General features: G+C 63.9%; 15 protein-coding genes and 3 pseudogenes. 15 read left to right on the plus strand and 3 right to left on the minus strand.

What is annotated here, in order from left to right:
• Nucleotides 1-210 precede the first annotated feature (210 nt).
• Nucleotides 211-1,118: pseudogene (locus ACQKQD_RS30055) on the plus strand (tyrosine-type recombinase/integrase).
• Nucleotides 1,119-1,602: 484 nt separating this feature from the next.
• Here ACQKQD_RS30055 and ACQKQD_RS30060 read toward each other — a convergent pair.
• On the minus strand, nucleotides 1,603-2,541 hold the full coding sequence (locus ACQKQD_RS30060; protein ID WP_427510417.1) for a glycosyltransferase family 2 protein: 939 nt from the start codon (nucleotides 2,539-2,541) through the stop codon (nucleotides 1,603-1,605).
• Between the two features lie 339 nt (nucleotides 2,542-2,880).
• On the opposite strand from ACQKQD_RS30060, the pseudogene ACQKQD_RS30065 reads away from it, so the two are divergent.
• From ACQKQD_RS30065 to ACQKQD_RS30115, 11 genes and pseudogenes are all read left to right on the plus strand, one after another.
• Nucleotides 2,881-3,782, plus strand: a pseudogene (locus ACQKQD_RS30065) (IS3 family transposase).
• A gap of 254 nt (nucleotides 3,783-4,036) precedes the next feature.
• On the plus strand, nucleotides 4,037-4,495 hold the full coding sequence (locus tag ACQKQD_RS30070) for a tetratricopeptide repeat protein (protein WP_427510418.1): 459 nt from the start codon (nucleotides 4,037-4,039) through the stop codon (nucleotides 4,493-4,495).
• A 46-nt stretch (nucleotides 4,496-4,541) separates the two neighbouring features.
• The gene (locus ACQKQD_RS30075; RefSeq protein WP_427510419.1) at nucleotides 4,542-4,982 is read left to right on the plus strand and encodes an energy transducer TonB family protein; all 441 of its coding nucleotides are present in this window, start codon (nucleotides 4,542-4,544) and stop codon (nucleotides 4,980-4,982) included.
• A 171-nt stretch (nucleotides 4,983-5,153) separates the two neighbouring features.
• Entirely contained in the window at nucleotides 5,154-6,131 is a 978-nt protein-coding gene (locus ACQKQD_RS30080; protein ID WP_427510420.1) for an ABC transporter substrate-binding protein, read from the plus strand.
• A 440-nt stretch (nucleotides 6,132-6,571) separates the two neighbouring features.
• Nucleotides 6,572-6,835, plus strand: a complete 264-nt coding sequence (locus ACQKQD_RS30085) for a hypothetical protein (RefSeq protein ID WP_427510421.1) — start codon at nucleotides 6,572-6,574, stop codon at nucleotides 6,833-6,835.
• 374 nt (nucleotides 6,836-7,209) lie between these two features.
• Nucleotides 7,210-7,806: a recombinase family protein gene (locus ACQKQD_RS30090; RefSeq protein ID WP_427510422.1), complete on the plus strand. Its 597-nt coding sequence runs from the start codon at nucleotides 7,210-7,212 to the stop codon at nucleotides 7,804-7,806.
• 11 nt (nucleotides 7,807-7,817) lie between these two features.
• Complete coding sequence (locus tag ACQKQD_RS30095) at nucleotides 7,818-8,180, plus strand: VOC family protein (RefSeq protein ID WP_427510423.1); 363 nt, start codon at nucleotides 7,818-7,820, stop codon at nucleotides 8,178-8,180.
• Between the two features lie 149 nt (nucleotides 8,181-8,329).
• Nucleotides 8,330-8,911, plus strand: coding sequence for a recombinase family protein (locus tag ACQKQD_RS30100; RefSeq protein WP_427510424.1), 582 nt, complete (start codon nucleotides 8,330-8,332; stop codon nucleotides 8,909-8,911).
• A gap of 4 nt (nucleotides 8,912-8,915) precedes the next feature.
• A complete protein-coding gene (locus ACQKQD_RS30105) occupies nucleotides 8,916-9,344 on the plus strand; it encodes a hypothetical protein (protein ID WP_427510425.1) in 429 nt (142 codons plus the stop codon).
• Nucleotides 9,345-9,378: 34 nt separating this feature from the next.
• On the plus strand, nucleotides 9,379-9,903 hold the full coding sequence (locus tag ACQKQD_RS30110; RefSeq protein WP_427510426.1) for a hypothetical protein: 525 nt from the start codon (nucleotides 9,379-9,381) through the stop codon (nucleotides 9,901-9,903).
• Nucleotides 9,904-10,119: 216 nt separating this feature from the next.
• Nucleotides 10,120-10,572 (plus strand): MucR family transcriptional regulator, encoded by a 453-nt coding sequence (locus tag ACQKQD_RS30115; RefSeq protein ID WP_427510427.1) that lies wholly within the window; start codon nucleotides 10,120-10,122, stop codon nucleotides 10,570-10,572.
• Nucleotides 10,573-10,714: 142 nt separating this feature from the next.
• Here ACQKQD_RS30115 and ACQKQD_RS30120 read toward each other — a convergent pair whose 3' ends face one another.
• Nucleotides 10,715-12,160 (minus strand): PLP-dependent aminotransferase family protein, encoded by a 1,446-nt coding sequence (locus ACQKQD_RS30120; RefSeq protein ID WP_427510429.1) that lies wholly within the window; start codon nucleotides 12,158-12,160, stop codon nucleotides 10,715-10,717.
• A gap of 116 nt (nucleotides 12,161-12,276) precedes the next feature.
• On the opposite strand from ACQKQD_RS30120, the gene ACQKQD_RS30125 reads away from it, so the two are divergent.
• Nucleotides 12,277-13,182, plus strand: coding sequence for a DMT family transporter (locus ACQKQD_RS30125; RefSeq protein WP_427510430.1), 906 nt, complete (start codon nucleotides 12,277-12,279; stop codon nucleotides 13,180-13,182).
• A 69-nt stretch (nucleotides 13,183-13,251) separates the two neighbouring features.
• On the opposite strand, the gene ACQKQD_RS30130 is transcribed toward ACQKQD_RS30125, so the two are convergent.
• Nucleotides 13,252-14,541: an MFS transporter gene (locus ACQKQD_RS30130; RefSeq protein ID WP_427510431.1), complete on the minus strand. Its 1,290-nt coding sequence runs from the start codon at nucleotides 14,539-14,541 to the stop codon at nucleotides 13,252-13,254.
• A 97-nt stretch (nucleotides 14,542-14,638) separates the two neighbouring features.
• On the opposite strand from ACQKQD_RS30130, the gene ACQKQD_RS30135 reads away from it, so the two are divergent.
• Together ACQKQD_RS30135 and ACQKQD_RS30140 are read left to right on the plus strand one after the other, a co-directional pair.
• Nucleotides 14,639-15,349, plus strand: a complete 711-nt coding sequence (locus tag ACQKQD_RS30135) for an ArsR/SmtB family transcription factor (RefSeq protein ID WP_427510432.1) — start codon at nucleotides 14,639-14,641, stop codon at nucleotides 15,347-15,349.
• A 594-nt stretch (nucleotides 15,350-15,943) separates the two neighbouring features.
• A pseudogene (locus ACQKQD_RS30140) lies at nucleotides 15,944-16,851 on the plus strand (tyrosine-type recombinase/integrase).
• Nucleotides 16,852-17,105 lie beyond the last annotated feature (254 nt).

Genomic DNA, 17,105 nt, shown 5'->3' on the forward strand with positions numbered 1-17,105 from the left:
CTGCGTATCAAGAGGCTTATGATATGTGGTTCGCTCGGGGGCACCCGCAGCGAACCACACCGGTTGACCGCATTGGGTGGTTGAACGAACCCGCTCGCGCGGGAGGGGTGGCAGCGTCGAGGTCGGCGGATTGACCCGAACGCCCTGCGCCGATTGAGGGACGCCCAGCTCGGGCGGACGATCCCGGCTCCCTTCGAGCGGAGCCATCCCATGACCGTCCTTGCCGTTCCCGCCGCTGCCGGCGGCTCGCTGCGTCAGCGCCTGATCGACGACATGACCCTGCGCCGGTTCTCCCGGGCGACGCAGCGCAACGACATCCGCGACGTCGGGCGGCTGGCCGCCTTCCTGCGGCGATCGCCCGATACCGCGACCGGTGACGACCTGCGCCGCTTCCAGATCGCCCAGCAGGAACTCGGCGTCGGCGTGCCGACGATGAACGCCATCGTCTCCGCCCTGCGCTTCTTCTTCATCCACACGCTCAGCCGCCCCGATCTCGCCCGCAGGCTGGTCCGCCTCAACCATCCCCGTACCCTGCCCGACGTGCTGAGCGCCGACGAGGTCGGGCGTCTGCTCGATGCCACGGTCTGCCTGAAGCATCTCGCCGCCCTGTCGCTCGCCTACGGCGCGGGCCTGCGCGTGGCCGAGGTCGCCGCGCTCAGGATCGGCGATATCGACTCGACCCGCATGATCCTGCGGATCGAACGCGGCAAGGGCGGCCGCGACCGCAATGCCATGCTGTCGGCCGATCTCCTGGACCTGCTGCGGCGCTGGTGGAGCGAGGGCCACCGGCAGGGTGTCCTGCAGCGCCAGGGCTGGCTGTTCCCGGCCAGGACTGGGCACGGCCGATCAGCACACGCCAGCTTCACCGCGTCGTCGTCGAGGCGGCGCGCGCGGCCGGGATCCCCAAGCGCGTCGGTCCCCATACCCTGCGCCACTCCTTCGCCACCCATCTCCTGGAGGACGGCGTCGACATCCGCCTCATCCAGGTCCTGCTCGGGCACAGCCGGCTCGACACCACCGCCCTCTACGCCAAGGTCGCAACCCGGACGGTGCGGGCCGTGACCAGCCCCCTCGACAGGCCCGCCCTGTTCCATAGACAGGGGGCAGCGCCGGACTGAGACGATGCCCGCCGCGATCGAGTTGGGGGGCATGCCTCACCCCGTGCCGAACCTCAGGATGAACCGTGCACCCGCGATCGCCGAACCCCGGTTCGCTTCGCCAAGCGCTGAGGCCTTGCCAATCCGGGGACTTCCAAGCACGCCACCGGCGAGGTTTGGCCGCCGTCGCTCCGCCACTGGGGGCGACGCCCAGCCCAAATCCCCATAGGCCCGCCCGCCATCCCGCGGGTTCGTTCATCCAAGACTTTCGTACGCCTCGCGGCGACCGAAACTCTTCAGGAATTCAGACCGGCTACTTTTGGCCGGAAACCCCTGAACGCTGACTTCGCTACCGTCAACGCCGGCATTCCATTGCAAACCGGAGTGCGGCTCATGGATCGATCGGGCGAGATGATCAGCACACCTTCTGAAGCAGAACGAGCCCCTTGAAGCAGGAGATAGGAGGGTTGATTGGGGCGCACCGCTAGCAGGATGGAAGCCGATCCTAAGCAGCGAATTCTGGAGCGAGAAAGTCGCGGGCTGCAAGGCGGTTCCAGACACGGGCAGCCGCGGCCTGGGCGCGCGGCGGCGCGCGCCCAGTCGTCAGGACCGCCCATCGCGCGCGCATGGCCTGGCTGAACTGAGACGCCGACAGGTCCTCGATCTCATTGCGGTCGAGCAGACTGAAGCGCAGCGCCAGATCGTCGAGGCGGGGACCGCGCGGACTGCCCGCGCTCGGCAGGCGCATTCGGGCCGAGAACTCGCCCCAGGTCTTGCACTGATAGTGGTTGAGCTGGATGCCGCCGTAGGCGGTCCGGTCCGCCATTCCGGTGGTGTCGGTCGCGACATCGGTGAAGTCCGAGAGCGTGCGTCGGCCGCTGGCCAGAACCACCTCGTGCACCTGCACGCCCCGAACATGCTCGGACCGAGCGAGCGTCTTGTAATGGGTCTGGTAGACCCAGTCTGATGGGGCGCAGCGCCTGAAGGCCTCCGTCACGAAGCCGTAGGCGGGTGCGATCAAGCCGGACGAGCCGAAGGAGCGCCAATTGACGTGGACGGCCGAGACATCGTCCGGCACCCGAGCGAGGTAGTCGGGGAGCGAGCCGTCCTGCCAGGGCACAAGGAACTCGTCGATATCGAGGAATGCCACCCACGGTGTGCTCACCAGGGCCATGCCGGCGGTATAGGCCGCTATCTGTGGCGCAACGCCGTCGGGAGCCGCGACCGTGTGGAGGGAAATGGCCGGATCGGCGGCTGCCGCACGGGCGATGATCGCGGGCGTTTCGTCCGCGCTGGCGTGATCGAAGACGAGGATCCGGCTGAATCCGACCGCACGGTGAAAGGCCAGCCATTCCGCAATGTATGGCCCCTCGTCGCGGGCGATCGCGATGAGGGTGCAGTCGAATCGGCTGGCCGCGATGCGCCTATTCGCCATGATTTCCATGTGTTAACGCCCAAGCCAGCTGGAGCTGACGAATAATTCTTTCGTCGAATAATGACCGAAATCGAGCGCCACAATCATTAAATTGTAACAATTTGTGTCGTTTATTTACCGTATAAATTTTTCAAAAGATGTTGATGCACAAAAATGTTACTATAAGCTCACATCAATGTTACCGTAGCGAGCCGGGCCTGCTTACTGTCAGGTCTGACAGTAGCTCCCGATGCGGCTGCATGTTTGGCTCGAACCGGTCGTCCGAGGATCCCAGCAGGCCCGATACTGATCCTCCCTCGTCTTCGCGGACACCTTTGATACGCTCATGCTGAGCGGGGAAGGTGTGGAATGGCGAAGACGAGACGAGAGTTCACGCCCGAGTTCAAACGCGAGGCGGTCGCCTTGCTGGAGAGCAGCGGCCGGCCGCAGATGCAGGTTGCGGCCGAACTCGGGGTCCAGCCCTCGATGTTGCGGCAGTGGCGGGCCACGCTGAACGGGGCCCCACCCCTGCCGCGGCCGGCCGGATCGACGGGGAGTGCGCCACCAAGCCCGGTCGCCTCGCCGTCCGATCAGGCCGCCGAGATCGCCCGCCTGCGGCGTGAGCTCGACCGTACGCGCATGGAGCGCGACGTACTAAAAAAGCCATCGGCATCTTCGCGGAGATGCCCAAGTGACCTTCGCCTTCATCGAGCAGCATGCGCGGACCTGGCCGGTGCGTCTCATGTGCCGCGTGCTCGGAGTTTCACCCAGCGGCTTCTACGGATGGCGGTCACGGCCTGAGAGCGCCCGCTCGGCCGATATCACCTACCTGCCGACCGGCGAGGGCTGGCTGTATCTGGCCGCCGTCCTCGATCTGGCCACGCGCAAGATCGTCGGCTGGTCGATGCGCGATCACATGCGCACTGAGTTGAGCGTGGCGGCGCTGATGATGGCCGCCCAGCGGCAGCGACCAACCGCCGGGCTGATCTGTCCGCGGCAGCCAGTACGCGGCGGAGGCCTACCGGAGGCAACTCGCCGGCATGGGAGCAAGGCCGTCGATGAGCCGCACGGGTTGCTGCTATGATAATGCCCCGATGGAGAGCTTCTTCCACACGCTCAAGGTCGAGCTCGTCCATCAGCGACGATGGGCAACCCGGGACGAGGCCCGTCGCGACCTGTTCGCTTACATCGAGGGCTACTACAATCGGCAACGCATCCACTCGGCACTCGGCTATCTCACGCCTGAGCAAGCCGAGAGGACCGCGAAATGATCTCCCTGTGTCCGCGGAATCAGCGGAGGATCACACGCCCGCTTCGTCACCTCAGCCCACTCGACGCGCTGCAAATGGCCAAAGTCGAGCTAAGACATGAAGTAATTTATTCATGAAATACCAGATTTTAAAATTTTACGATGATATCTTCATATGTTATTATTGATCATTAAAGGTGTGATTTGTTCCTGACGCATTGATGGAATGGAGATACGACGGCTATAAGGTAAGTTCTTTACAAGGAAATTTTAGGGATGACCCATCAGGCGCTTAGAATAATTTTTATCGTGGCCGCGCTCGGATTTAGCTCAGGCTCCCACGCCGGAAACATTAAAAATGATTACGAAAAAGCCGCTGCAAAAGGAGACAAGGAGGCGATGTTGAATCTCGCCTTTCTTTATGAGGCCGGACAAGGCGTTAAGCGGGACCATACTCTGTCCAGGCGCTGGTTCGAAAAAGCCGCTTCCGCTGGCTGCGCCGAAGCCATGAACAATCTTGGCAGCCTGTATGATGCTGGTGACGGCGTGAAGCAAGACTATGCCCGCGCCAAATATTGGTACGAGCGGGCCGCGGCAGCCGGATCTCCTTCGGCAATGCACAATCTTGGGCTTCTTTACAGCGCTGGGGACGGAGTTCAACGCGACGAAAAGGCTGCAAACAGCTGGTTTTCGCGCGCAGCTGCCGCCGGTTTCTCAGCAATGATGGGCTATTAAATTAAGTTACGCAATAACGCTAATTGATTTTTTTGGGTGGCGCGTTATGAAAATCAAACTTTTAGTCATTTTGTCCGGATTTATGCTATTCATTTCAGATCCAGTTCTAGCACAAGATGCCACTTGGGCTGCGCGTTCTTCAGAGCATATTTATAGAACTATAAGAAAACGCCATTTCTATAATATACCTTCGGGAAGATATATTGTAGATGTCAGTTTTGATGTTGACAAAGTTGGAAATGTCTCGCACGTAACAATTGAAAAGCCATCCGGCAATCCGATCATGAATGCCGCGGCAATTGCTGCTGTAAAGGCTGCAAGCCCGCTTCCTGAGCCGACAGGTACTGCCGCTGGTGATGTGATCCATGTTCATCAACCAATCGCATTTACTATTGGTCAAATTGAGGCCGACAATAATAATCATGATAGAATACAAGACCTGACAAAACGCCAGCGCCCTATTAATCCGATTTGCCATGGCTGCTGACTACTGCACGTATTATTGCGAATCTGATACCTGCGCGAATAACAAATATGCAACTGATTGATAAATATGTATTGGAAGAACAGAAATAGGTCTTTTAGGCAAATGTGCGTCTTAAAGATGGCCTGTATGCGGTGGACTGTATTGCATATTATAAAGGGAATGCTTTAGATAATGCGACGACGCTCTTTCCTCGGACTTGCGCCGCTGGCCTTGATACCTTGCGCTTGGTCGATTGCCCACGCTTCAGGCAGGCGATTTCGCGTTTGCTTCATGGGACTAGGGCCGGCCACAGCGTGGGTCAATCAGAGGCGAGCAATCGAAAGCGGTCTTTCCAAATATGGGTACACGAACGGCCAAAATATCGAGATCGATTATTTCTGGCCAGCCTCAACAAAGGCTATGGAAAAATGCGCTGCTCAGATCGTTGATAGCCATCCAGACATAATACTTTGTCCGGGTTCGACGCAGGTTTCGATCTATCGAAATCTTACAACGACCATTCCTATTGTTTTTGCATATCATGCGGATCCAGTCGGCATGGGACACGTCAATAGCCTTTCTCATCCAGGAGTGAATATATCCGGTATTTCGATGCAAATGAAAGATGTGCTTAGTAAAGGTATATCTATACTCAAAGAAACATCCCCCTCGATGAAAGCCGTTGCTTTTCTTTCTGACCAATCTGATCCTATGTATCAGTGCCTCCTAAACTCAACCAAAATAACGGCGGAGAAATTAAATCTCGACTTATTTCCTTTGTCGATCGAGAATACTGCATCTTTGAGTTGTTCCTTCGATTTGATGAGAGGTAAGGCTGATTTGGGTTTTTTGGTCCCGGCGTCTCCTGTGGCAAATGCGCGACAGGCCGAGATTGCCTTGCTCGCAACGGCAGCACGAATCCCTGGTCTGTATGTTAGTCGATCAAACGTTTTTGCTGGCGGCCTAATGAGCTATGGGCCTAAGTATTCATCTATGTATGGGAGATCTGCTTATTTTATTGATAGCGTTATTAAGGGGAATAATATTTCGGAAATTCCTGTCGAACAAGTTTCATCGTTCGATCTTATTATAAATGAAAGCGCAGCTCGCGACATTGGAATTGTAATTCCAACGTCCGTGCTCGCGCTTGCCAGTGATGTAATCGACTAATATGCGTAATAATCGTCGGTTAAATACAAATCTTGCTTTTGCCCGCAGTTGTACGGCCCAAATTTTCTCTATCTGCTCGCAGTTGGCGGCGACATCGGGCGATTAGGCGGTGGTTCCGTAGACTGGCTTCTTGCGAACGGAGGTTGATGGAAAAACGATCGTTCTTCCGACGAATGGGTAGTTGGCATAAGGGGACGAGGTGGAGCCGCCAGCGCTAAGCTCACGACAAGCTGCGTTTGGGGTAGGTCCGTTCGTATATCCGGGGGGCCGCGAGATCGATGCTCTGGAGAGCCGGGTCGACGTCTATGAAGCCGGCGGTCAGGCGCTCGGCTCCAAACACGTGCACTTCCCACAACATTTCGACGGATGATGCCTCGACGGGGTGTGACAGGCCTGTTGGGGTACGCGACCCATTACTCCTTGAGACGATCAGGGCGACCATGCCGGCTGGACCTTCGACCCTCGCGGACCTGCGCAAGGCGGGCGTCATCAACAGCCTGGAGATCGTTGCGGCGATCGACGTCTACATGCGGGATCCGGTAGCCGGTTCCTACCGCTTCGCAAGTGGCCACAGCCTGGACATCGCTGCCATCGTGGATGCAACGCCCAACCTGAAACGGGGGGAAGGGGCTGGCCCCCAGGAGAAGACGTTCCGCAACACGGTGGCCGCTGCCATTATGGCGGCTCATCCGACGTCACCATGATCCGTCGGCCGCTCGACCTCACCAGGACCTGAAACCACGGGTGGGAGAGCGGCCGACCTCACTTACGCGAGCAGATACGCAACGCGGCTCGGCCGTGACTTTGCCTGGACGTGGTTGCAGTGAGGTGAACGGTGCCGGCGCACTCGGGTAGTGCGTCGAGGCGTCGATATGGTTGTGCCACGGCGCGGTTGAAGCCGGATCCAAGGAACGCGATCTGGCTCGGACGGCGCGCGTACCTGTCCGTAAGGGGATCGATGAGCGGACACACGGCCGAGCCGCCCGCAGGGGCTTGATCCACCTGCGCGGGCCTCGTCTCAATGGAATGGTACGATAAAAATTGCGGTGAAGGGACCCCGTACGTTACAGTCCAGCTCATGACCCATGTGCTGATCGGCTACGCCCGCTGCTCGACCGACAAGCAGGACCTCGCCGCCCAGCGCCACGCGCTGGTCCAGCTCGGGGTGGCGCCTGATCGCATCTACACCGACAAGGGCTTCACCGGGACGAACCGGGCTCGTCCCGGCCTCGATCAGGCGCTGGCAGCGGTCCGGAGCGGCGACACCTTGGTGGTGCCCAAGCTCGATCGGCTCGCCCGGTCCGTGCCGGACGCGCGCGCGATCGGCGACGCGCTCGCCGCCCGGGGTGTGAAGCTTCAGCTCGGTGCCAGCGTGCACGACCCCACCGACCCGATGGGGAAGCTGTTCTTCAACATCCTGGCGACGTTTGCCGAGTTCGAAGCCGACCTGATCCGGATGCGCACGCGCGAGGGCATGGCGGTGGCCCGTGCCAAGGGGAAGCTGCGCGGCAAGAAGCCCAAGCTCTCCGACCGGCAACAGAAGGAGCTGCGCCGGATGTACGACACCGGCGACTACGCGATCAGCGACCTGGCCGAGCTGTTCTCGATCTCACGGCCTACGGTCTACCGCACCCTGGATCGCCAGCCCACCACGCCCACGATCATCGCCGCCTGAACGGACGCCCCATGCGGGTCGAAGGATTGCACCACGTCCAACTCGCGATGCCGCCCGGGCAGGAGCCGATGGCGCGCGCCTTCTACGCGGGCGTGCTCGGTATCCCCGAGGTGGCCAAGCCGGCTCGTCTCGCGAAGAGGGGAGGCTGTTGGTTCGAGCATGGCGCTTTGCGGATCCACCTCGGTGTCGAACAGGAGTTTCGCCCGGCTCGGAAGGCTCATCCTGCCCTGTTAGTCGTCGATCTGGCGGCGCTGGTGCGGAGGCTGGAGCAAGCGGGCTACCCTGTCGTCGAGGACGAGCCGCTGCCTGGATACCAGCGCCGCTATGTCGATGATCCGTTCGGCAACCGCATCGAACTCATCGAGCCGGATTGACGCCGTCCAGAGTGTCAGAAAGCGCTGATAATCAGTGCCAAATAGCGATCAAAGTCACACTCGAGCGGCCTGAAACGGCTCCGTATTTGTCGGAGAAACGTGTCGGCTTTTCTATTGCCGGAGAAACCCGCTTTTGGAACTGTCCCGACATGCTCATCGGATATGCCCGCGTCTCCACCCAGGACCAGAACCTCGACCTCCAGCGCGACGCACTCATACGCGCCGGCTGCGAGCGCCTGTTCGAAGAGAAGAAGTCCGGTAAGGCCGGTACCAAGCGCCCCGCCTTCGATGAGGCGCTCGCCTTCCTGCGCCCCGAAGATGTGCTCGTCGTCTGGAAGCTCGATCGCCTCGGCCGCTCGCTCGTCGAGATGATGCGCACCATCGACGGCCTACGCGTGAAGGAGGTGCACTTCCGTTCGCTCACCGAGCAGTTCGACAGCGCCACCACCCACGGCCGCTTCGCCCTGCAGATGCACGGCGCCATGGCCGAGTACTTCCTCGACCTCAACCGCGAGCGGACCATGGAGGGCCTGAAGGCCGCGCTCGCTCGCGGCCGCAAGGGTGGCCGGCCGAAGAAGCTCAAGGAAGCCGACCTCGAGGCTGCCAGGGCCATGCTGGCGGCTGGCACGATCAGCGTGGCCGAGATCGCCAGGCGGCTCGGCGTCAATCGTGACACCTTCTACAGCTACTTCCCCCGCGCTCGCGCCAACGCGCGCTCTGATCAGGTGTGAGCCGATGCCGATCCGGCGCGAGCATCGCTTCTTCTACCCCATCGATTGGCCGCAGCTCTCCGCCGTGATCCGCTTCCAGCGCGCCGGAGGCCGCTGCGAGGCGTGCCGGCGTCCGCACGGCCAGACAGTGTTCCATCTCGGCGATGGCCGCTGGTGGGATGCCGAGGCCGGCATCTGGCGTGATGGCGGCGGCAAGCGCGTATGTGTCGCGCTCGGGGTCGACGACGTATTCGGGTCTGTGCGCGGGACGCGGGTGGCTCTGGCCGCTGCCCATCGCGACCACGATACCAGCAACAATGCCGCCGCCAATCTCGCGGCCTTCTGTCAGCGCTGCCACATGATCCACGATCGGCCCGAGCATCGCAGGCGGCGCTGGCTCACCCTGTTCCGGCGCAAGGCGCTGGGCGATCTATTCCGAGGTCCCTACGCTTGAGCGAGCTGCCGGGTCGGCAACGCTGAGAGAGCCGATGCGGGCTTTCCCGGCCCTGGGCGGCTTTGTAAACGTCCTGATGCCTATCCTGACCGACCGCCAGAGGATCGAGCTCGCGGTTCCTGCCTACCTCCTCTACGCCCTGACAGGCGCGCCGGGCGTATTCGTTCCGGCCGATCTGGACCTGCGTGCGAGAGCCGAGGCGGATATCGCCGAGCTGCGCGGCAACCTGCGGACAGCCTGCCTGGAACCACTGGCGGATCTGACGCCGGCCAAGGGGCAGGCGCTGATACGCCGCCTCGAGCGCATCAAACGACAGGTCACCGCTGACTGGCACGAGCGGCCGGCACTTGGCTTGATGCTGATGCTCTGGTGCTTCCTCAAGGATCTGACCGACCGCGAGATCCTGATCCTGTGGGAAGGCTCGGCGATGGATCGGGCGATGCAGAAGCTGATGCCGATGTGTGCGTATGGTTTGCAGAAGCAGACGGCTGATGCGGCGGCCCAGGAGCAGGCCCGAGCATTGCTCGACCACCTTCAGGCCGAAGGGCTCTATCGCTGATCGGCAGCTCAGCCGGTCGCGCCGATCATCACGGCCAGCCACGAAGAGGGATCGTAGTCCCAGCCAGCACACTCGGATACATGATCGCGTGTATTTTAAGTGATATGACTCAAAATCAGACAACTTTAAATACATACTTTATCTAATCTCGATTTTTGTAGGAACCTACATCTGTTCCTATCAATTATGACCGCTGTCATACTCATGGAGAGAGGCATGGTAGACGGCCGGATCCCTTCGAAAGGTGCCGGATTTTTAGATTATGGCCGACTAACGAGCGACTTGGTCACTGCCTACGTGGCGAACAACCACGTGCCGGCCTCGGAGCTGTCGGAGTTGATCGCCACGACGCACGCGGCCCTCGCCTGCCTTGAGGCTGCCAGCGTCGAGCCCGGCTCAGGAGTTGAGAAACTCACGCCCGCCCAGATCCGCAGGTCCATCACCCACGAGGCGCTGATCAGCTTCGAGGACGGCAAGCCCTACAAGACGCTCAAACGGCACCTGACGGCCTGTGGGCTGACCCCGGAGACGTACCGGGCGAAGTGGGGGCTTCCGAGCGACTATCCGATGGTCGCTCCAGGCTACTCGGAAAGGCGATCCGCGATCGCCAGGGACCTGCGTTCCGGCTGGAACCGTCCGGAGCAACCTCTCGAGGCAGCAGCTTCCTAAGCCTGGCATGTAGCGGGCCGGATAGGCTCATGCGCCCGTTCGGATCTCATCGACAATCGAAGACCGTCCGCTCCAGCAATGTCGTGCCTTGGAGCGGACGGCCCAAAACGATCCGCATTGGCCGTGCGGATGGGCATCGAAGCTATCGAGCAGCGTCATCTACGGGTTGGTCGTGGGGCCTCTGCCGAGCCAGTGCGCAGAGTGTCCCGACTGCTCGATCCGGATCGGACGCTCCCCCCAATGCCGCAAAGCCGATCAGCAGCCCCCGAAGTGCGGGTGGCCCGGCGAAGCACCGCGACAGTGGCGTCACTGCAATTCCGCAAGACGAGGCGTCTGTCGCCAAAGCCACATCGTCGCCCCCATGCCTCAGCATGGCCATGAGTTGGAGCCCACCTGGCGACCGCTCAACCGCGAACACGTCCGCCCCGCGGGCTGCCAAAACCGCCGCTAACGCGTCCCGTCGCGCTCGGTAGAGCCGCCGCATCCGCCGGACATGGGCGCGATACTGCCCCCGCTTCAGGAACAGGCCCAGCGCCTCCTGGACATGCGGGGGCACGATCAGCCCCCAACCGCGCCGGACCGCGTCGATAGCCCCCCGCAGGTCGGGCGGGACCACGAGGTAGCCTACCCGAATGTCCGGGGTCGTCGCTTTCGCGAACGTGCCGACATAGACGACCCGCCCGTCATCATCGAGCCCCTGCAGCGACGGGACCGGCGCGCCGTCGTAGTGGAACTCTCCATCGTAATCGTCCTCGACCACCACGGCTCCGTGCCGCGCCGCTGCAGCCAGCAGCGCCTGTCGCCGGCCCACCGGCATCAGGCGACCGGTGGGGTAGTGGTGCGAAGGCGTCGCGAAGATCAGCCGTGGGGCGTCTCCCTCGGGTACGGTAAGCCCCTGGTCGTCGACTGCGACAGGGACGATCTCCGCCCCAGCACCCGCTAGCGCTGCGCGGATGCCAGGGTAGCCCGGCTCCTCGATCCAGGCCCGTTCGCCCCGGGCCAGCAGTGCGTTGGCGATGAGCGACAAACCGGCTTGTGCGGTCGGCACGACGACGATCTGGCTCGGCTCGGCTCGGACCCCACGAAACTCGGCCAGATGCTCGCATAGGGCGGCTTGAAGGGCGGGACGGTCGTCGCTCAGCTCGCCGCGTGGCATCCTGCGCGCTGCGTCGCGCAGGCACGACGCCCAAAGATCGTAGGGGAACGTCGCCGCGTCCGCCAGGCAAGCCCGCCCCGCCGGCAATGCCGCTGGCTCTCTCACGATCCGGCTGATCGTGCTCGCTGCTAGCGCTTGTGGCCCGGTTCGATCTGCTTTCGGGGCGGTGCCGATGAGACCGGAAGCGACGCGCGGGCGGCAACCCCGGCGGGTCAGCAGGTAGCCCTCAGCCGCCAACTGGTCGATCGCCGCCGCGACCGTGTTGCGAGCCAGCCCAAGATCCCGAGCCAGCACGCGGCTGGCAGGCAGTGCTGCTCCCGGCGCAAGTCGCCCGCCCCGAATAAGGGCACGCAGGCGCGCGGTCAGGCCCTCGGCCGCACGCCGGCGGTCATGCGAACCCGGCCCGATCAGATCGCGCAGCACCTCGGTCACAAACTGGCCCTCCGAGATTGAGCGAACTGGCCGTCCTCGCCGGGCCAGACATCTCATACCTCCGTTGGGCGCGCATCCGGTCCGTGCGCAACTCTCCTCCCGCGAGATCCAGCAAGATGGCCCTGTCCCGCCGCGCCGCCTTCGCTCTGTTCGGCATCGTGGTCCTGGCCTGGGGCTGCAACTGGCCGGTGACCAAGATCCTCGTGGTCAGCATTCCGCCGCTCTGGCTCGCCGCCCTGCGTGCCTGGATCGCCTGTACAGCCTTGTTGGTGCTGCTCGGGGCGAGCGGGCGGCTGATCCTCCCACCGCGCGCCGACGCTCCCGTCATCCTCGGGGTCGCACTCCTGCATATGGTAGCCTTCTCGACGCTGACCGCGGCCGGCCTGGCGTGGCTCCCGGCGGGTAAGGGTATCGTCCTGGGCTACACCACGCCGTTGTGGGTGGCGCTGGCCGCTCCGGCCGTCCTCGGGGAGCGCCTGACCCGGCCAGGCGCGGTCGGTGTCGGGATCGGCCTGACCGGGCTGGCGGTGCTGCTGAACCCGCTGACCCTGGATTGGTCGCGCCACGAGACGATGCTCGGCTGCGCCTTCGTGCTGGCGGCAGCGATCTGCTGGGCGGCCAACATCCTGGTGGGACGGGCGCACCGGTGGGTCGCGACGCCATTGCAGCTACTCCCATGGCAGGCGGCGTTGGCCGGCGTCGTGCTGACGGGTGCGGCTCTGGTGCGGGATGGCTGGCCGCACGTCGCCTGGACGCCGCGTGTGCTCGGCCTGTTGGCATACAGCGGGTTGGTAGGGACCGCTCTGGCCTACTGGGCGATGTCGATGGTGACGCGCTCGTTGCCGGCGCTGACCACGGCGTTGGGGGTGACGGCGACACCGCTGGTGGGGATCGCGGTGGCGACGACTGCGCTGGGCGAGCCGCTGAACGGATCCCTCGCCGTGGCGGCGGGTCTGGTCGTGGCCGGCATCGTCGTCAGCACCCTGGCTGCGGCAGCCCGACCGACAGCTGCTGACCGATGATCGGGCACCCCGCGCATCTGACCAACAGTCGGCATGGGTATCGCGAGGTCGGGGCAGCATCGGAGCCGATCATGCGCGAGAGCGATCGTCAGATCCGCATGCCGCATGACAGCGTGCCTTACGTGAGCTGTAGGCTCCGGATCCAAGCAGATACGCGCCGATGGCCCCGATCTGCACGGCCGCGGCGAGCGCGAGGGCGATGTTGTCCGATCCGAGCTGGCGCAGCAGCCCGAACGCGGCCGGAGCGAAGGCATAGGCCCCCTGCGAGATGGCGACGATCAGCGCCACAACCCGCGCTGCGTCGGCGCTTGCGAACTCGACCTGCGCGATGAGCGGGGGCAGCGAGGTCGCATTCCCGATGCCGAGCCCGATCAGCACCACGCCAAGCAGCAGGAGCGGCGCGCCCGTGCCGCCGGACACCATCAGAACTCCGCAGCCGACTGCCTGCACCAGCAGGCTGAAAGCCGCGACACGGCGGCGGTCTATCCCGGATGGCATGCCCCAGCCGACGAGCAGGCGGCCAGCGATGGCGGCGGCGGTCGAGAGGCCGGCTGCCAATCCAGCTCCCTGCTCGCCCAGCGCCGGCACCAGCATGGAGATGAGTTGTGCGATCAGGCCGATCTGGGCGAACAGCGCCAGCGCCATTCCGAGGCTCAAGGTCAGGAAGGCGGGATCCCGTGTCAGGCGCGCCACCGGGAACGCCGCGCCGTCCCTCCGCGTCACCCCGGTGGTGGCCGCCGGTGGCTGCCCATCCGGCATCTGCCCCATGCCATCCGGAGTTTGCCGCAGCACGCGACCGGCAAGCGCACCGAGGATGCCGAGCATCCCGACCCCGACGATCAGGGTGGCTGCGGGGAAGCCGAACTTGCCGATCAGGACCACCCACAGGGGTGAGAACACGACCCCACCGATGCTCGCGCCGTTGTAGGCCATACTGAGAGCCGCCGGACGCTTGGCTATGAACCAGGGAGCGACGATCGTGTTTACGGCCACCGCACCCAACGCAGGCCAGCCGGCACCGCTCACGAGAGCCGCCGCGTAGAGTTGCCAGGGCTCCCGGGCGCAGGACCATCCGAGCACACCGAGCGCCAGCACGACCGCTCCCCCGAGGGTCACAGTGGGCAAACCGAAGCGCCGGTACAACGCTGGCAGGCTCGCGATGACCGCGACGCCGGCGAGGAAATGCACGGTGACGGCCCCGGACACGATGGCGATCGGCCAGCCGTGCGCCTGGCGCACCGCCTCCAGATAAACGGGAGGCCCGTAGAACCCGACGCCCCAGCCGAATACGGCGACGACGAAGGCGGTGGCGACGACGCGCCAGCCGTAGAAATCCGGATTGTGGCGATGAGGGAACATTCCGGCTGTATGGCCCAAGCGCGCGGCCGGACGCTTCGGTGCCGGCCGAACCGTCCGTCCGACGGGCGTGCTACCTTCGTGCGCTGGAGACAAAGCGATGGTGACGGCGGTCTCGGTCGCGCAGGTGGGCGCACTCGTCGGTGATCCGGCGCGGGTGGCGATGCTGCAGGCGTTGATGGACGGCCGAGCGCTCACGGCCGCCGAACTGGCGAACGTAGCCGGTGTCACGCCACAGACGGCCAGCGGCCACCTCGCGCGCCTGCTGGCGGGCAGCCTCGTCACCGTCGTCAAGCAGGGACGGCATCGCTACCACCGCCTTGCCGGCCCTCAGGTGGCCCGGTTGCTGGAGAGCTTGATGCTCGTGGCATCCGACCCCGGTAATCCGAAGCCGCGGGTTGGCCCCCGGGATGCACAGCTACGCTTGGCGCGGACGTGCTACGACCATCTGGCGGGCTGGCTCGGTGTGAGCTTGGCCGACACACTCATGGCGCGGGGCTGGATCGAGATCGTGGACGACGCGGCGTTGGTCGCGCCGGAAGGTCTGCGTCGTCTCACGGCGCTCGGGGTCGGCGTGGACGTCGGCCCAATCAGCATCGCGCGGCCCAGGCCGTTATGCCGCCCGTGCCTGGACTGGAGCGAGCGCCGCCCGCATCTGGCCGGCCGCCTCGGCGCGGCCCTATGCACTCACTGCCTGGAACAGGGGTGGGTAAGGAAGCGATCGAACTCGCGCGCGCTCGAGGTCACGCCCATCGGCTGGAGAGCGCTCGACGAGGTGTTCGATATCCGACCACCGTCGGCATCGAAGTGATTTGGTCGAAAACTCCAAGGGCGGGGCTTCGAGCATCACTCAACTCAGCCGCTCTCTGATATCGGCGTTGACGAGCCGCTGATACCGATATCGACCCAACAAGCGTGACCGTTCCAGTTGCCACCGTTCCGTAAGAGCAAGACCTATTGGACCTAACCCGCCATCGCGCCCGCTGCATGAGCTACTAGGAACCGAGGCGGAGGTGTGCTCGACAGCCGCCATACATCGAAATCGGAATGCCCGCTCCGGGTCGAGGCTGTGTCAAAACTCGAACGCTATCGGCCCTCGTAGAAAAACGTTCTCTCGAAGCAGGGTGACTTCGGCCTAAAGGGCTTCGTGTTGCAATCATTCAGTCACGCCGGAGATCCCTCCCAGCCTCTGCGGAGACGTTTGTTCTACTGTTTCCCAGCACATCCGAGTTTTGACACAGCCTCGGTCGGATGTGGCAGGACCGCTTGGGGTGGATGAACGAACCCGCTCGCGCGGGAGGGGTGGCAGCGTCGAGGTCGGCGGATTGACCCGAACGCCCTGCGCCGATTGAGCGTCGCCCGGCCCGGGCGGACGATCCCGGCTCCCTTCGAGCGGAGCCATCCCATGACCGTCCTTGCCGTTCCCGCCGCTGCCGGCGGCTCGCTGCGTCAGCGCCTGATCGACGACATGACCCTGCGCCGGTTCTCCCGGGCGACGCAGCGCAACGACATCCGCGACGTCGGGCGGCTGGCCGCCTTCCTGCGGCGATCGCCCGATACCGCGACCGGTGACGACCTGCGCCGCTTCCAGATCGCCCGGCAGGAACTCGGCGTCGGCGTGCCGACGATGAACGCCATCGTCTCCGCCCTGCGCTTCTTCTTCATCCACACGCTCAGCCGCCCCGATCTCGCCCGCAGGCTGGTCCGCCTCAACCATCCCCGTACCCTGCCCGACGTGCTGAGCGCCGACGAGGTCGGGCGTCTGCTCGATGCCACGGTCTGCCTGAAGCATCTCGCCGCCCTGTCGCTCGCCTAAGGCGCGGGCCTGCGCGTGGCCGAGGTCGCCGCGCTCAGGATCGGCGATATCGACTCGACCCGCATGATCCTGCGGATCGAACGCGGCAAGGGCGGCCGCGACCGCAATGCCATGCTGTCGGCCGATCTCCTGGACCTGCTGCGGCGCTGGTGGAGCGAGGGCCACCGGCAGGGTGTCCTGCAGCGTCAGGGCTGGCTGTTCCCGGCCAGGACTGGGCACGGCCGATCAGCACACGCCAGCTTCACCGCGTCGTCGTCGAGGCGGCGCGCGCGGCCGGGATCCCCAAGCGGGTCGGTCCCCATACCCTGCGCCACTCCTTCGCCACCCATCTCCTGGAGGACGGTGTCGACATCCGCCTCATCCAGGTCCTGCTCGGGCACAGCCGGCTCGACACCACCGCCCTCTACGCCAAGGTCGCAACCCGGACGGTGCGGGCCGTGACCAGCCCCCTCGACAGGCCCGCCCTGTTCCATAGACAGGGGGCAGCGCCGGACTGAGACGATGCCCGCCGCGATCGAGTTGGGGGGCATGCCTCACCCTGTGCCGAACCTCAGGATGAACCGTGCACCCGCGATCGCCGAACCCCGGTTCGCTTCGCCAAGCGCTGAGGCCTTGCCAATCCGGGGACTTCCAAGCACGCCACCGGCGAGGTTTGGCCGCCGTCGCTCCGCCACTGGGGGCGACGCCCAGCCCAAATCCCCATAGGCCCGCCCGCCATCCCGCGGGTTCGTTCATCCAAGACTTTCGTACG

The sequence above is a fragment of the Methylobacterium sp. NPDC080182 genome (genome assembly GCF_050281105.1).
Taxonomy (GTDB): Bacteria; Pseudomonadota; Alphaproteobacteria; order Rhizobiales; family Beijerinckiaceae; genus Methylobacterium.

Coding starts and splice junctions, on each gene's coding strand:
- ACQKQD_RS30060 (WP_427510417.1), bottom strand. CDS start 2,541: ATGGAAATCATGGCGAATAGGCGCATCGCGGCCAGCCGATTCGACTGC.
- ACQKQD_RS30070 (WP_427510418.1), top strand. CDS start 4,037: ATGACCCATCAGGCGCTTAGAATAATTTTTATCGTGGCCGCGCTCGGA.
- ACQKQD_RS30075 (WP_427510419.1), top strand. CDS start 4,542: ATGAAAATCAAACTTTTAGTCATTTTGTCCGGATTTATGCTATTCATT.
- ACQKQD_RS30080 (WP_427510420.1), top strand. CDS start 5,154: ATGCGACGACGCTCTTTCCTCGGACTTGCGCCGCTGGCCTTGATACCT.
- ACQKQD_RS30085 (WP_427510421.1), top strand. CDS start 6,572: ATGCCGGCTGGACCTTCGACCCTCGCGGACCTGCGCAAGGCGGGCGTC.
- ACQKQD_RS30090 (WP_427510422.1), top strand. CDS start 7,210: ATGACCCATGTGCTGATCGGCTACGCCCGCTGCTCGACCGACAAGCAG.
- ACQKQD_RS30095 (WP_427510423.1), top strand. CDS start 7,818: ATGCGGGTCGAAGGATTGCACCACGTCCAACTCGCGATGCCGCCCGGG.
- ACQKQD_RS30100 (WP_427510424.1), top strand. CDS start 8,330: ATGCTCATCGGATATGCCCGCGTCTCCACCCAGGACCAGAACCTCGAC.
- ACQKQD_RS30105 (WP_427510425.1), top strand. CDS start 8,916: ATGCCGATCCGGCGCGAGCATCGCTTCTTCTACCCCATCGATTGGCCG.
- ACQKQD_RS30110 (WP_427510426.1), top strand. CDS start 9,379: ATGCGGGCTTTCCCGGCCCTGGGCGGCTTTGTAAACGTCCTGATGCCT.
- ACQKQD_RS30115 (WP_427510427.1), top strand. CDS start 10,120: ATGGTAGACGGCCGGATCCCTTCGAAAGGTGCCGGATTTTTAGATTAT.
- ACQKQD_RS30125 (WP_427510430.1), top strand. CDS start 12,277: ATGGCCCTGTCCCGCCGCGCCGCCTTCGCTCTGTTCGGCATCGTGGTC.
- ACQKQD_RS30130 (WP_427510431.1), bottom strand. CDS start 14,541: ATGTTCCCTCATCGCCACAATCCGGATTTCTACGGCTGGCGCGTCGTC.
- ACQKQD_RS30135 (WP_427510432.1), top strand. CDS start 14,639: ATGGTGACGGCGGTCTCGGTCGCGCAGGTGGGCGCACTCGTCGGTGAT.